Here is a 14,562-nt window from a genome sequence, read left to right on the forward strand (position 1 = left end):
ATGAAAGAAAACAGCACTCGTCCTGCGATGCGTCGAATTGACACCATCCACTTTATTGGTATTGGTGGCGCAGGGATGGGTGGCATTGCCGAAGTACTTGCTTTTGAAGGCTACCGTATTACCGGCTCAGATATCGCACACAGTGCCATGACAGAACGCTTGATTCATGTCGGCGCAGAAGTGTTTATCGGGCATGATGAAAATAATGTCAAAGATGCCAGCGTGGTCGTGGTATCAAGTGCGATTAACGATCAAAACCCAGAAATTAAAGCAGCAAAAGCGGCGCGTATTCCGATTGTTCGCCGTGCAGAGATGCTTGCAGAATTAATGCGCTTTCGTCATGGCATTGCCGTGGCTGGAACACATGGTAAAACCACGACGACAAGTTTAATTGCGAGCATTTATGCACAAGCAGGGCTTGATCCCACTTTTATTATTGGCGGCTTGCTAAACAGTGCGGGTAGTAATGCAAAGGTTGGGAAAAGTGATTTTTTAATTGCCGAAGCCGATGAGAGTGATGCGTCGTTTTTACACTTACAGCCGATGGTGTCGGTGATCACAAATATCGAAGAAGATCATATGGATACCTATGGTGGCAGTTTTGAGAAAATGAAAGACACCTATGTCGACTTTATTCATAACTTGCCATTTTACGGTTTAGCGGTTGTTTGCATAGATTCTGAGGTGGCTGCAGAGCTTATTCCTCGTTTTGGTCGCCCAGTGATCACCTACGGTGAATCGGCCGATGCTGATTACCGCATGGTTGATTTTAGCCAGACAGCCAATACCTGTTCATTCAATGTAGTGAATAAACACGGTGAAAGCTTAGCTGTTAGCTTGAATATGCCAGGCAAGCACAATGCATTAAATGCAACCGCTGCGATTGCGGTGGCAAAAGATCAAAATATTGCAAATAATGCAATTTTAGAAGCGCTGGTAAAATTTGAAGGTGTAGGCCGTCGTTTTCAACATTACGGCACATTTGAAAATGAACGCGGTAATGTGATGTTAGTCGATGATTATGGGCATCACCCATCTGAAGTGGCCGCAACCATTGCTGCTGTACGTGAAGGCTGGCCAGATAAACGGTTAGTCATGGTATACCAACCGCATCGTTATAGCCGTACTCGAGATTTATACGAAGATTTCGTTAAAGTACTTGCCGATGTCGATCAGTTATTACTGCTTGATGTTTATGCTGCAGGTGAAGAGCCCATAGTCGGTGCTGACAGTAAGAGTTTATGTCGTAGTTTACGCCAACGCGGCAAAGAGCCATTGCATGTAGCAAGCAGTGCAGAGCTTGCAGGTGTGCTTGCTGATGTAATGCAAGATAATGATTTAGTTTTAACGCAAGGCGCTGGTAACATAGGCCAATTAGTGAAAAAGTTAGCAGCAAGCAACTTGTCTATTGAACAACTTAAGCAGGTAAATGTATGAGCCAGACAAGCGACAAATTTGGCAAAGTAGCAGTTCTTTTTGGCGGTACATCAGCTGAACGAGAAGTCTCGCTTAAATCGGGCCAAGCCGTATTGAACGCATTGCAGAGTGTTGGCGTTGATGCCATCGCATTTGATCCTAAAGAACAGCCTCTTTGGCAATTAAAAGAGCGCAATATTGAACGAGTATTTATCGCACTTCATGGCCGAGGCGGTGAAGATGGTACGATTCAAGGTGCGCTTGAATTTATGGGACTTCCTTATACTGGCAGTGATGTATTGGGCTCTGCATTGGCTATGGATAAAGTGCGTTGTAAGCATTTATTTAAAGCAATGGGTTTAAGCACAGCACCTTACACCGTTGTTGATAGCCGCCATGAGTTTGATAGCCAAGCAATCATAAATGAATTTGGTAAGGTGATGGTTAAGCCATCACATGAAGGGTCAAGCATTGGTATGGCTGAAGCGCATACGGCTGAGCAGTTAGATGCCGCTTTAAATGCGGCCTTTAAATTTGACAGCCAAGTACTCGTAGAGCAATGGATTACGGGTCGTGAATTTACCGTTGCTGTTTTAGGTCAAGATGTTCAGCCTGTTATTGAAATGACAACACCGAATGGTTTTTACGACTATCAGGCTAAGTATCAATCAAATACCACGCAGTACCATTGCCCTGCAGATTTATCTCAGCAAGAAACACAATTATTGCAAGATATGGCTCTTAAAGCCTTTGATTTGGTTGGCGCGAGTGGCTGGGGGCGTGTTGATGCAATGCGTGATGAACAGGGGAATTTTTACTTATTAGAAGTGAATACAGTCCCAGGCATGACCGAAAAGTCGTTGGTGCCAATGGCGGCTAAAGCCAATGGTGCAAGTTTTGAACAATTAGTTGTTCGCATTCTGGAGCAAACACTTTAATATGCATCCTTTTTTGAAGAAAGCGCAACAGTTAAAACAGCAACTTAATTGGTCGCTGATTTTTGGTGTGAGCTTTTTTCTGGTGGTCATTTTTTCTTTAGTAAAGATTACCACAGGGGTGTCTGATTGGTTGGTTGAAAACAAAGATGCGCAAATTAAGCATTTATCAGTGCTTGGACAGCCTCAATACACTGATGAAAAAGCAATTATTAGTGCGATAAAAAAAGCCGACTTATCGAGTTTTTTTGAATTGGATGTCAAACATGTGCAACGCTTGGTACAAAGTCTGCCATGGGTCGCAACGGCATCGGTAAGAAAACAGTGGCCAGACACCTTACAAGTGTATGTGGTTGAGCACCAAGCGGTAGCCCATTGGAACAGTGATTTACTCTTGAATCAATCAGGGGAAGTGTTCCAAGCAAGTAGTGATAAATTACCTGATACGCTACCGCAGCTATATGGCCCTGAAGGCAGTGAAATAGAAGCTTGGACGGCTTTTCGTCAGTTTCAAGCAATGCTAAGGGTGAATGATTTAGAGCTGACAAGTTTAGCGCTCTCTGAGCGTTTTTCGTGGCAGTTATGGCTTGATAACGGCATACGCCTGAATTTAGGCCGCAAAGAAAAAGCGAAGCGTGTACAACGTTTTATTGACGTTTATCCGCGCATGGAACAACGTGCAGATGCACAAATTGATGTTGTTGATTTACGGTACGATACCGGTCTTGCAGTGAGCTGGAAGCCACTTCAAGAAGAACAATTAGAAAATAAGAGTAAGGCATGACTAAGTCAGCAGAAAGAAACCTAGTGATTGGATTAGACGTTGGCACCTCAAAAGTAGTGGCCACCGTTGGTGAAATCACCGCAGATAATAAGCTCAGTATTGTGGGGGTAGGCAGCCAGGTATCGCATGGTATGGATAAAGGCGGCGTAAACGACCTTAACCTTGTTTCTGAATCGATTCGTCGTGCTATTGACGAAGCAGAACTGATGGCCGATTGCCGCATTAGTTCAGTGTACTTAGGTATTTCTGGTAAGCATATTCAGTGTCAGAATGAAAGCGGTGTGGTTGCTATTAACAACACCGAGGTGACAGATGAAGACATTGAAAATGTGATTCATATTGCGCGTTCAGTGCCAATTTCGGCAGAGCGCAAAATGCTGCATGCATTACCGCAAGAATACAGCATTGATATGCAAGAAGGCATTAAAAACCCATTGGGTATGAGTGGCGTGAGAATGGAAGCGCGAGCCCACATTATTACTTGCTCAAACGACATGGCAAAAAATATTGAAAAATGTGTAGAGCGATGTGGTCTTGAAGTGGACCAACTTATCTTTACTGCATTAGCGTCATGTTATTCCGTACTGACGGATGATGAAAAAGAGTTAGGGGTAGCGGTGCTGGATATTGGTGGCGGTACAATGGATATCACCATTTATATTAATGGTGCGCTTCGTCACTCAGCCGTTATTCCTGTTGCAGGTAATCAAGTAACGGGTGATATTGCAAAAATATTCAGAACACCTATATCACATGCAGAGTCACTCAAAGTACAATATGCCTGTGCAAGCAGCCAAATGGCGAGCAACGAAGACACGATTGAAGTGCCAAGTGTGGGTGGGCGACCTGCGCGTATTATGTCTCGTCATACCTTATCTGAGGTTGTTGAGCCGCGTTTTAGAGAATTATTTGAGCTGGCTATGGAAGAAATACGCCGCTCAGGTTTAGAAGACCAAATTGCTGCGGGTCTCGTCATCACTGGCGGAACAGCAAAAATGACAGGGGCAATGGAAGTGGCAGAAGACATTTTCCAAATGCCAGTCAGAATTGGCAAACCAATCGGGATTGTTGGTTTGACAGATTATGTGGATGATCCTTCGTACGCGACCGCGGTTGGTTTGTTACAATACGGCCGTACTATGCAATCGATGAATGCACAAAAATCGAAAGCTGAAGGTGATAATAATTGGTGGAACCGTATTACGAAGTGGTTCCAAGGTGAGTTTTAAAGCTCAAGTCGGAGAGTAAAGATGTTTGATATGATGGAACAGCACAGCGAAGAAGCTGTCATTAAAGTAATTGGTGTGGGCGGCGGCGGCGGTAACGCTGTTGAACACATGGTAAAACAACAAATTGAAGGTGTACGTTTTATTGCGGCAAATACGGATGCACAAGCATTACGTAATTCATCTGCCGATGTAACCGTGCAACTAGGTACACAGATCACCTCTGGTTTAGGTGCGGGTGCAAACCCTGAAGTAGGCCGTAATTCAGCAGAAGAAGACGCTGAAACTATCCGTGCTAGCCTTGAAGGCGCTGACATGGTCTTTATCGCAGCCGGTATGGGTGGCGGTACAGGTACGGGGGCTGCGCCTGTGGTTGCAAAAATTGCAAAAGAGTTAGGGATCTTAACGGTTGCAGTGGTTACTCGTCCGTTTGATTTTGAAGGTAAAAAGCGTGCTGCAGCGGCTGAACAAGGCATTAATGAATTGTCAGAAATTGTAGACTCTCTTATTACAATTCCGAACAATAAATTGCTTAAAGTTTTAGGCAAAGGGACTACACTATTAGATGCCTTCGCAAAAGCAAATGACGTGTTATTTGGTGCTGTTCAAGGCATTGCAGAATTAATCACACGCTCAGGTCTAATCAACGTGGATTTCGCCGACGTACGTACTGTAATGTCAGCGATGGGAACTGCGATGATGGGCACAGCGTCAGCATCTGGCCCAGACCGTGCACAAGAAGCAGCAGAAGCCGCTATTTCAAGTCCATTACTTGAAGATGTTGATTTAACAGGTGCTAAAGGCATTCTTGTTAATATCACTGCGGGCATGGATATTGCGATTGAAGAATTTGAAATTGTGGGTAACCACGTTAAAGCATTAGCGTCTGAAAATGCAACCGTGGTTGTTGGTGCGGTAATTGACCCAGAAATGAGCGACGAGTTACGTGTAACTGTTGTTGCAACAGGTTTAGGGGGCGATCGTCGTCCACAGTTTGGCATCGTTGATAATGGCTTTAAGAAAGCATCAGGCTCTGATGTACAAAGCTCAATGAACCAAACGACTAGCAGCATGTATGTACCAAGCTTTGCAAGTCAAGGCAGCAGTGATGATGTGAGCATGTCAGCAACATCTGAAAAGCAAGAGCCTGTAAAGCAAAGCACAACAAGCAGCTCTGTCTCGTCAAAGACAGCTGAGAGCAATAAAAAGTCTGATAAATCAGAGGGTGGCGATTATTTTGACATCCCCGCTTTCTTAAGAAAGCAAGCTGACTAAGGCTTTTTACTGATAATTTGTTCGATAAATAAACAAATTTGGCAGCTGGATGTATTTATGATACAATCCGCCGTCTAACTGTAACTATAAGTGAGCGAACCTATGATTAAACAGCGTACGATTGCAGAAGTAGTCAAAGCCATAGGAATTGGACTTCATAAAGGTGAGAAGGTCACTATTACTCTCCGACCTGCGAGCGCAAATACTGGGATAGTATTTCGTCGTGTGGACCTTGATCCGGTTGTTGATTTTGAAACAACACCTGAAGCCGTTGGTGATACGCAATTGTGTACCTGTTTAACAAACAAAGATGGTGTTCGCTTATCAACGACTGAGCACCTAATTGCTGCGGTAGCGGCAATGGGTATTGATAATCTAATTGTTGAATTAGACAGCTCAGAAGTGCCTATTATGGATGGTAGTGCATTACCATTCATTTACTTGTTACAAAAAGGCGGCATTAAAGAAGTAAATGCAGCTAAGCGTTTTATTCGTATTAAAGAAAAAGTACGTATTGAAGAAGGTGATAAATGGGCTGAGATCGAACCATACGATGGTTTTCACATCGATTTCGAGATCGCATTTGATCATCCTGCTATCAATGAAAGTCGCCAACGTATTGGTTTAGATATTACGGCACAAAGCTTCACTGAAGAAATCAGCCGTGCGCGTACTTTTGGCTTTATGAAAGACATTGAATATATGCATGCAAACAACCTAGCCTTAGGTGGTAGCATGGATAACGCAGTTGTTTTGGATGAATTTAAAGTATTGAATCCAAACGGCTTACGTTACAGTGATGAGTTTGTTAAACACAAAATCTTAGACTGTGTGGGTGACATGTTTATGACGGGCCATAACATTCTAGGTAAAATCACGGCTTATAAGTCAGGCCATGATTTAAACAATAAGTTACTTCGTAAAATTATGGCGACTGAGTCAGCATGGGAATGGGCAACATTCGATACGCCAGTGACGATGCCAGCACCAGGCCTAGAAGTAGCAACAGCTTAATCGCACGCATATTACAGTTATAAAAAATGACGCTTTAAAGCGTCATTTTTTTGCTTTACGATAAGCATAACTTGTATTACCAATCCGCAAAAATACTTATACCATTCCGCAAAAATACTTAATCATTTTGAGTGATTAAACCAGTCGCTACCTGCGTTAAAAATTTCTGATTTAGAACAACTAAATAACTAAATTTTTGCCTTGTTATCAACGCGGTTTTATTGCCTCAAAATAGATCACTAAATTAAGCGGAATGGTATTAATCATTTTGAGTTGCTATAAACCAAGAATAGCTTCCAGTTCATATAACTGATTTATTTGGTAGGTGGGTGTAATCCCTTCAGGTAACTCAACGCCAGGGTGCTGAAGCCAGCAGGTATCAATGCCAACATTATGGCCACCGAGAATGTCACTGGCTGCGGTGTCACCCACCATTAAAATCTGTTCTTTCGGTGGATTATCCATTAACTGAAAAGTGTGTTGAAAAATCTCGGGTGCGGGTTTGGCTTTACCCACTAGCTCAGAAATCACCAGCCAATCAAACATGTCTTGCAGTCCTGTATGCTCTAGGCGCTTTTGCTGAAGTTTGGCAAAACCATTGGTAATGATACCCAATCTTGCGTGAGGCTTTAGCTTATTGAGTAGCTCAACGGCACCGGGCAATGGCACACAAATAGATGCCATCGCTTCTAAAAAGGCATCATTAAGCGTTTGAGCGGGCACATTGAGTTTGTTTGCCCATTCGGTAAAACGGGTTATCTGTAGCTCATTGGCAGTAATTTCATGCTTTTGATAGGCAACCCATAGTGGTTTATTGGTTAATTGATAGTCATGATAATCTGTCTCTGTAAAGTCTACGCCGTAATTGGCGAACATTACTTTAAGACCTGCAAATGCGTTAAAACTAAACAGGGTTTCATCGGCATCAAATAAAACATGTGTATACTTCATGATATTCCAAGTTTATTGGTTATAAAGTGTAGGGTGTAAAAACGGTGCCATAGCCAATGTAAGCGCTTGTATATAGGTGCTTTCGCGTGTTGCATTGTGATTGGTTAATAAGCCAATTGCACCACCTTGCTGTTTGATATTGACGTTATTGAAAGCTTCATCCATCACATCGCCCAACTCTTTACCCGCAAGTAATGCCTTGAAGAAAGGAGGGAGTAAAGGTAAGTTGCTGCTGCGACCGACACTGAATTGTTCGCTATTGGCAATAACGACGAATGCAAACGTTGCTGCGCCGTAACTGAATTGCTCTGCGCCACCTTCCATTGCTGTGTAGAAATCGGCTTCGTAATGCGCTTGGCAGTATTTTACGCGATTTTCTGCCCCTATGCGGGTTTCATCTTCACCTAAAGGTTGGTCGGGGACGCCAGACGGTGCGTGAACACCTTGGCACTGAATGGTGTGCTCAGGAAAGTAAAGGCTAAAAATATGTTTAGCAGCATTCACTTTTACAGGATTTTTAGATCCCACTATTACATTTAATGTCGTTTTCAAGCTGACTACTCCATCATTCCAGGCTGAGTCAGCAGTGTACCCGAGTCATTTAAATCGGCAAGTCAACGGGGGCTAAATTTTCAAGGGCACGTTTTTTTAGAATAATATCTTTAATGAGTGGTGTTAGTACCAGCTCCATGGCTAAGCCCATTTTTCCTCCAGGCACCACTAGCGTATTGATACGTGACATAAAGCTGCCTTCTATCATGCGTAAGTAATAGGGGAAGTCCACATCTTCAATACCTCTAAAGCGAATAACCACAAAGCTTTCATCAAGCGAGGGAATATCTTTTGCACTAAATGGGTTTGAAGTGTCTACAGTCGGTACGCGCTGGAAATTGATGTGAGTACGAGAAAACTGAGGGGTGATTTGGTTTATATAGTCATCCATACTACGAATAATAGAACCCATTACCGCTTCACGCGTGTGGCCTCGCTCTGAGGTGTCGCGGATTAGTTTTTGGATCCACTCAAGATTGATAATTGGCACCATACCAATCAATAAATCAACATGCTTTGCAACATCGTGATCTTGGTCTACTGCACCGCCGTGTAAGCCTTCATAAAAGAGTATATCTGTATTCGATTCTAAGTCTTGCCAGGGTGTAAAAGTCCCCGGTAGCTGATTATAAGGAACGGCTTCATCAAAGGTATGTAAGTAACGTCTGATTTTACCTTGGCCTGTTTCGCCGTATTGATAAAACAGTTGCTCAAGCGCACCAAAGTCATTCGCTTCACGGCCAAAATAACTGATATGTTTGCCTTCTTGCTGTGCTTCTCGCACTTTTTTATCCATTTCTGGTCGTGTATAACGATGAAAGCTATCGCCTTCAATAAAGGCCGCATCTATATTTAAGCTTCTAAAAATATGCTTAATGGCATTGGTGGTGGTGGTGGTGCCAGCGCCAGATGAGCCGGTAATTGCGATGATAGGGTGTTTAGCTGACATAGTTGTTCTCGTTATTTGTTAAGCCGTGCAGTGTTACTTTTACCAATCAGAAAAACTGATAAAAAACGAACACGTCCTAGTTATAAAGGTCGAGCATAGTAAGGTCAAGTGACTGCCTGATTAAATAACGCTATCATGAGCCAATAAAAATTAAAACGAGAGAACATAATGAGATTACTTACCTCTTTCCTTTTTGGCGCATTTGGAACGTTTTTAAGCAGCCAAGCGGACGCAGCTATGCCTAAAAGCGAAGTGTTACTGGCTGATCTTGAGACCCCTTATGGTATGAAGGTAACAAGAATTACGGATAATAAAAGTTACAATAACCAACCGTTCTTAATTGATGAGGGGCTTTATTACACGCATGAGGTGCTTGGCGATGATGGACAATCGCAAACAGATTTATATTTCTATAATTTTACAACTCAGCAAGCAACAAATTTAACGCACTCTGCGGTTAGCGAATATTCACCCACATTAATGCCTAACAAGCAGGCGTTATCAGCCATCGTTGTGGAAGAAGATGGTAAGCAAAAGCTCTGGCAATATCCGTTGCAGGGTGAACAATCTGCTGCGCGTATCTTCGAGTGGATTGAGCCTGTAGGTTACCATGCATGGGGCGCCGACAATGACCTTGTTATGTTTATTTTGGGCGAACCACATACCTTACAATATACCACGGTTGCAGCTGCTAAACCGAAGGTCGTTGCGAATGCTATTGGCCGAACCTTACTTTTTGATGCGCAAACGAATAGCTACTTATTTAGCTACCACAAAGATAAGCAACATTGGCTGGCGCGTTTTACACCCCAATTTGAGCAAGTAACAGATATTTTACGTCTACCGGCACAATTACAAGATTTCACCTTGTTGGATGAGCAGACGGTTATTTATGCGATTAATAATCGCGTTTATAAGCGAGATTTAATGAATCCAGAGCCTGTTTCTCAATGGTTAGATTTAACGTCTTATTGTGAAACCAAAATAACACGTTTGAGTTACCATAATAAGAAACTTGCCTTTGTTTGTGATAAATAAGTAACGCTTTTTAAGGGATTACTGTAATGTGGCTACTACTTCTCGTTTTAAAATAGGCGCGCATTTGTCTTTCTCTGCAGAACAACTTACTGAACAACTGATAAAACTTGGCTGTCGTAGTAACTTTAAAATAAAAAATATTAATGAGTTTATGCCCGCTAATTCCAAAGAAGCATTTTATGTGCATGAACAAAGCGGGCAGGCTAAATTAGTCATTAGGCCTGTTTTTGAGGTGTTTAGTGACGACTTTGAAGCATTGGACGGCATCTCTCGCATTAAAGATTATTTCCATAGCAGTGAAATGACACGTTTTCCTACACGTATTTATAAAAGTGCTCAGCCTATTCATTATGGGCTCGCATTTAAAGTTACTTCAGTGTTAGCGGCAGAACAGTTTATTAAGCAATTTAATAAAATTTTAACGCAATAATTTTAACGCAATAATTTTAACGCAATAATAGTGTCGCTATTTTAATGAACGCAAGTTGGTTAATTGCATTATAAGTTAATGACAGACACGGCTATAAGTGCGGACTCGTTAAGAGTAATGGTAATAAAAAAGGGTCACAGTGTGACCCTTTTTTACATTGTGATGTTAACGTTTAAGAAAACTATTCACCGAGGCCAGCTCGCGCTTTTTAAGCGAAAGGCAGTCATTGACGCTTTCTTCAAGCTTGCTGAGTGAGCGCTCATACCCTGGTACTTCAGAGATTTTATCAGTGAAGAAGGTTTTTGTTGTGGCTAAGCTTTGAGCATCACAACTTGCCGTTGTGAAAAACGGTAAGTTCGGTACAAAAAATGGCGGTAAGTTTTTAGTGATGGCATCATAGTTGTTATAAATCCAATCAATGAACAACGCTTGGCGTTCTTTACCATAACTTAGACCCCCTAATAAAGTACGCATATCTGAGGCCGTTACTTCATCAGTTAGGCTGTACTCAAGGACTGCTTTTTGTAGCTCTGGTTTACCAAAATAACCCATTGCAGCAAGCATTTTTGTGCGTACTTGCGGATCTTTTGTGGTTTTGAACGTTTCTTTGTACTTCGCGAGTAGTTTTTCATCACCATGATAAGCTGCAAGGTTTAAGTAGGTTGATGCTAAATATGGGTCAACATTTTCAGGATTGTTTAAGTAAAGTGCGGCTTGTGCTTTAGCCGTATCAATGACTTTGCGATCTTCACCATCAAAACCTAGTCGGCTGATCACTTGTGCTCGTAGCTGAGATACTGCAGCATCTTCATCAGCTTTGGCTGTTAAGCCATATTGCTTCGCGGCAGGAGCAATGCTCTTACGGATAAACTTAGGCCATAAGTCGCGGTTGCTATCGTCTTCAAAAACACGTTTTTGCGAAGCTAAGTAACCCAATGCTGTATTCGCTACAAGTGGGTGTGCATCGCTCACAAATGTTTCTAGGGTTTGCATTAAGCGGGCCGCTGAAATAACACCGGCATCAAGTAAAGAGTCAGCGGCAGAAAGGAGTGCCAAACGCTCACGGACTGTTAATTTGTCAGCTGCGTTATCTAGCAGGGCATTAAACTGCGCATCGTCTAGTAACCAACGGTAATAGCCCATAGCTCCTTGATCTGGGTAAATCCACTCAGGTTCAAAATCAAGTGTTAGCTGTTGTGTTTCTTTGTTTAGCAGCAAGTTAGCTGTTTTTACTTTGTCACCTGCACCATATTTTATAGCAACAGGCACGTTCCACAGTTGAGCAGGGGCTTCAACACCTGCATTCACAAAACGGCTCTGGCTGATGGTAATTTTCTTACCGTCTTGGGTTACTTTGATAAGTGGAAAAGAAGATTGCTCAATAAATGACTTTAATACACTCGCCACATCTTTATTTGAAGCTTCACCTAATGCTTGCCACAGGTCAGCTGCTTCAGCATTTTTATACGAGAATTTTTTCAAGTAGGCTTGAATACCTTGCTGAAAAGCATCTTCGCCTATCCAGTTTTCAACCATAGACAGTACCGCGCTCCCTTTACTGTAAGCAAGGCCAAGGCCATCCATGATATCAGCTTCAGTTTTAATCGGTTTACGAATGGGTTTCGTGCTTAAGCGTGCATCTAATGCCATCACATAGTTTTGCGGTAAATTTAAGTGTGATTCAAATTCAGGATTAATTTGTGCCGTAATTTTTGCCGCCATCCAGCTTGCAAATGCTTCATTTAGCCATAAATCATTCCACCACTTCATGGTAACAAGGTTACCGTACCATTGGTGTGCAAGTTCGTGTGCAATGATTGATACATTACGTTCTTTTTTGCTACGAGTCGCGGTCGCTAAGTCAACTAATAGAATGTCTTCACGATAAGTTACAAGACCAGCATTTTCCATTGCACCGAATGGAAACTCAGGCACTGCAACAGAGTCTAATTTTTTATAAACGTAAGGGATACCAAAGTAATCTTCCAGTGCTTTGAGAACGCGAGGCATATTTTCTTTGGCGTAATCCGCAAGATGAATCTTACCTTGTGGCGTTAATACTCTGCCAGGAATTGGCATGCCTTTAATTTCTAGCTCTTCAAAAGGACCGACCGCCATTGCTACAAGATAAGAGGGAATAGGAGGCGTTTTATCAAAATAGTGTGTTGTCATATCGCCATTGACCGTGGTTTTTAATACCGGCGTGTTGGCATACACTTTTTGTGTTGTCGGTGCAGTAATCGTTAACTGAAACGGAATTTTATAACTCGGTTCGTCAAAAACAGGGAAGGCACGGCGTGCATCACTCATTTCAAATTGAGTAAATAAATAGGGAGTACCTTGATCAAGCGTTTTATATAAGCCCACACTTTGGCGGTTATAAGGCGCAGTAAAATCAACCGCTAGCGTATACTTTCCAGGTTGGATTTTTTCATCACATGAAAATTTTACTTTGCCTGTTTTCAGCATGTCTGCACTTAGGTCACAATTTTCGTCACCTAGAATTTTTGCCATACTGACCGCGTAATCAATACCGTTTAATTCAATATAGTTCGTTGCTTTGAGTACTTCGATGGCAATTTCAGTGTGGCCAGAAAAAGTGTCTTTAGCAGGATCAAGTGTCAGCTCTACCTGTTGTGAGCTAGGTTTTGCTAGTTTTTCTATTACATATTCATTGGCATGGGCTGAGCTAACCGCAAGTGCAACACTCACAGTTAATAGGCTTTTTAAGAACATAAGTATCCCTGATTTTTTGTTGTTAGAAAGGCACTGACTTTGAGTGCTGTCTTCCATGCTATCAGGTTTTAAATTGAACAGTAATAATTAGTTAGTAACAAAGTTTGTCAATTTAATGATGGCGTTCAATGAAGCGTTGCCAGTGCAAATGTGGATTAATTTGCCTCACATTTTGTAGAATGCCGTTAAGCAACGACATATCGTTAAATAAAGAGCCTGAAAACTCTTTAAAGCCCATTAAATAGTTAAACGCATCTTTACTGTTAGCTTGTATTGCATGAATACGCACTTGTTGTTCAAAGTTGAGTCTTAAACTGCTGATAGCCGTTTTCATCCCTTGTTGATCAACATTGGGAATGGCACATTTTTGTAGATAACCAGCTCGTTCACCTTCACCAGAAAACCAAATACGGACTTTTTCACTGTAACGTCCTGACTTAGAGGGTAAGTCAAACATTAAGCGGGTATGCCCTTGTGCTTTTAAAAAGTCTAGGTATGGGTCAAGCCCTGCTGCGAATAAGGCATCATGAATCGGCACAAAGCGTGACTTTATCTTGCCGTGGGTATGAAAGTGAAAGCAACGCACATCTGACAATGTGACAATATCATCAAGGGTGAGATGGCCAATTTCATCACTGTAAGCGCCAGTATAATAAGCAAAAAGAGGAAGCCAAAAATGCCAGTGTTTTGCTTGTTCACGGGGCAAAAGCTGATCACTAAAGATGTAACCAGTATACAGGGTATGTAACTCCATGGCCGAAAAGGGCCTACGACCGAGATGGGACTTCAACCTAATACCTTGATAATAAAGATGTCTTGAAGAGTATACCTGAGAAATGTAAAGTTTCCAGCAAATGGCACTCTGTAACCACAGTACCATTTGCTGTCAATATAGTTAGTCGCAAAGGGCCTTAGCAAGACCTACAGGCTCTATTTCGACACATACTTGGTCGTCGTTCCAATTTAGACCAACGAGCGCATCATCCTCGTTTAAGTCTTCAACCCACTCATCTAAAAATTCGTCTAAACCAATTTCTACCGGTGTATAGTCATTCCACTCGTCTTTACATTGTGCTTTTGCAGCGTCTTCTGTGCCCCATAGCAACAACACATCGGTGTCGCTAAATTGGTTTGATTCACACACAACAAAACCACCATCTTCGGCACCAAGTGCCCACATAGACTCGTTTAAACGTACTTTTTCAACAAAGTTAACTAATTCTGATTCTATTTCGATATCGCTCATTTGCTTAACC

General features: G+C 42.2%; 14 protein-coding genes. 8 read left to right on the forward strand and 6 right to left on the reverse strand.

The features are described 5' to 3' along the window. The 6 genes from murC (at position 1) to lpxC (ending at position 6,650) form a co-directional block, all read left to right on the forward strand. A complete protein-coding gene (gene murC / locus BM378_RS06000) occupies positions 1-1,437 on the forward strand; it encodes a UDP-N-acetylmuramate--L-alanine ligase (RefSeq protein WP_206770699.1) in 1,437 nt (478 codons plus the stop codon). Beyond that, positions 1,434-2,354 carry a D-alanine--D-alanine ligase gene (locus BM378_RS06005; protein ID WP_074988827.1) on the forward strand — a complete coding sequence of 307 codons (921 nt, stop codon included), beginning with the start codon at positions 1,434-1,436 and terminating at the stop codon, positions 2,352-2,354. The genes murC and BM378_RS06005 overlap by 4 nt, the downstream gene beginning before the upstream one ends. A 1-nt stretch (position 2,355) precedes the next feature. Continuing rightward, positions 2,356-3,135, forward strand: coding sequence for a cell division protein FtsQ/DivIB (locus tag BM378_RS06010; RefSeq protein WP_065978161.1), 780 nt, complete (start codon positions 2,356-2,358; stop codon positions 3,133-3,135). Next, the gene (gene ftsA, locus BM378_RS06015; RefSeq protein WP_036971185.1) at positions 3,132-4,364 is read left to right on the forward strand and encodes a cell division protein FtsA; all 1,233 of its coding nucleotides are present in this window, start codon (positions 3,132-3,134) and stop codon (positions 4,362-4,364) included. The genes BM378_RS06010 and ftsA overlap by 4 nt, the downstream gene beginning before the upstream one ends. Before the next feature lie 21 nt (positions 4,365-4,385). Next, entirely contained in the window at positions 4,386-5,636 is a 1,251-nt protein-coding gene (gene ftsZ, locus BM378_RS06020) for a cell division protein FtsZ (protein ID WP_036971183.1), read from the forward strand. 102 nt (positions 5,637-5,738) lie between these two features. Further along, positions 5,739-6,650, forward strand: coding sequence for a UDP-3-O-acyl-N-acetylglucosamine deacetylase (lpxC, locus tag BM378_RS06025; protein ID WP_036971181.1), 912 nt, complete (start codon positions 5,739-5,741; stop codon positions 6,648-6,650). 276 nt (positions 6,651-6,926) lie between these two features. Here lpxC and yjjG read toward each other — a convergent pair whose 3' ends face one another. Genes yjjG through BM378_RS06040 form a run of 3 tightly spaced genes read right to left on the reverse strand, consistent with a single transcriptional unit; the run spans position 6,927 to position 9,102 of the window. Next, the gene (gene yjjG, locus BM378_RS06030; RefSeq protein WP_074988828.1) at positions 6,927-7,601 is read right to left on the reverse strand and encodes a pyrimidine 5'-nucleotidase; all 675 of its coding nucleotides are present in this window, start codon (positions 7,599-7,601) and stop codon (positions 6,927-6,929) included. Between the two features lie 12 nt (positions 7,602-7,613). Beyond that, positions 7,614-8,153 (reverse strand): inosine/xanthosine triphosphatase, encoded by a 540-nt coding sequence (yjjX, locus tag BM378_RS06035; RefSeq protein ID WP_074988829.1) that lies wholly within the window; start codon positions 8,151-8,153, stop codon positions 7,614-7,616. A gap of 49 nt (positions 8,154-8,202) precedes the next feature. Further along, the gene (locus tag BM378_RS06040) at positions 8,203-9,102 is read right to left on the reverse strand and encodes a phosphoribulokinase (protein ID WP_036971173.1); all 900 of its coding nucleotides are present in this window, start codon (positions 9,100-9,102) and stop codon (positions 8,203-8,205) included. 168 nt (positions 9,103-9,270) lie between these two features. On the opposite strand from BM378_RS06040, the gene BM378_RS06045 reads away from it, so the two are divergent. Both BM378_RS06045 and BM378_RS06050 read left to right on the forward strand, forming a co-directional pair. Then, positions 9,271-10,140: a TolB-like translocation protein gene (locus BM378_RS06045; RefSeq protein WP_065978157.1), complete on the forward strand. Its 870-nt coding sequence runs from the start codon at positions 9,271-9,273 to the stop codon at positions 10,138-10,140. 64 nt (positions 10,141-10,204) lie between these two features. After that, positions 10,205-10,570: a hypothetical protein gene (locus tag BM378_RS06050; protein ID WP_074988830.1), complete on the forward strand. Its 366-nt coding sequence runs from the start codon at positions 10,205-10,207 to the stop codon at positions 10,568-10,570. Positions 10,571-10,735: 165 nt separating this feature from the next. On the opposite strand, the gene BM378_RS06055 is transcribed toward BM378_RS06050, so the two are convergent. The 3 genes from BM378_RS06055 to BM378_RS06065 all read right to left on the reverse strand — a co-directional run bounded on the left by BM378_RS06055 (position 10,736) and on the right by BM378_RS06065 (position 14,552). Then, positions 10,736-13,306, reverse strand: a complete 2,571-nt coding sequence (locus BM378_RS06055) for a M1 family metallopeptidase (protein WP_074988831.1) — start codon at positions 13,304-13,306, stop codon at positions 10,736-10,738. A 112-nt stretch (positions 13,307-13,418) separates the two neighbouring features. Further along, positions 13,419-14,096: a site-specific integrase gene (locus BM378_RS06060; protein ID WP_074988832.1), complete on the reverse strand. Its 678-nt coding sequence runs from the start codon at positions 14,094-14,096 to the stop codon at positions 13,419-13,421. 105 nt (positions 14,097-14,201) lie between these two features. Further along, complete coding sequence (locus tag BM378_RS06065) at positions 14,202-14,552, reverse strand: DUF2750 domain-containing protein (RefSeq protein ID WP_036971160.1); 351 nt, start codon at positions 14,550-14,552, stop codon at positions 14,202-14,204. Positions 14,553-14,562: the final 10 nt, after the last annotated feature.

This window comes from Pseudoalteromonas lipolytica, from assembly GCF_900116435.1.
In the GTDB taxonomy this organism is placed as follows: domain Bacteria; phylum Pseudomonadota; class Gammaproteobacteria; order Enterobacterales; family Alteromonadaceae; genus Pseudoalteromonas; species Pseudoalteromonas lipolytica.

Coding starts and splice junctions, on each gene's coding strand:
- ftsZ (WP_036971183.1), top strand. CDS start 4,386: ATGTTTGATATGATGGAACAGCACAGCGAAGAAGCTGTCATTAAAGTA.
- lpxC (WP_036971181.1), top strand. CDS start 5,739: ATGATTAAACAGCGTACGATTGCAGAAGTAGTCAAAGCCATAGGAATT.
- ftsA (WP_036971185.1), top strand. CDS start 3,132: ATGACTAAGTCAGCAGAAAGAAACCTAGTGATTGGATTAGACGTTGGC.
- BM378_RS06010 (WP_065978161.1), top strand. CDS start 2,356: ATGCATCCTTTTTTGAAGAAAGCGCAACAGTTAAAACAGCAACTTAAT.
- BM378_RS06040 (WP_036971173.1), bottom strand. CDS start 9,102: ATGTCAGCTAAACACCCTATCATCGCAATTACCGGCTCATCTGGCGCT.
- BM378_RS06065 (WP_036971160.1), bottom strand. CDS start 14,552: ATGAGCGATATCGAAATAGAATCAGAATTAGTTAACTTTGTTGAAAAA.
- murC (WP_206770699.1), top strand. CDS start 1: ATGAAAGAAAACAGCACTCGTCCTGCGATGCGTCGAATTGACACCATC.
- yjjG (WP_074988828.1), bottom strand. CDS start 7,601: ATGAAGTATACACATGTTTTATTTGATGCCGATGAAACCCTGTTTAGT.
- BM378_RS06055 (WP_074988831.1), bottom strand. CDS start 13,306: ATGTTCTTAAAAAGCCTATTAACTGTGAGTGTTGCACTTGCGGTTAGC.
- BM378_RS06045 (WP_065978157.1), top strand. CDS start 9,271: ATGAGATTACTTACCTCTTTCCTTTTTGGCGCATTTGGAACGTTTTTA.
- BM378_RS06005 (WP_074988827.1), top strand. CDS start 1,434: ATGAGCCAGACAAGCGACAAATTTGGCAAAGTAGCAGTTCTTTTTGGC.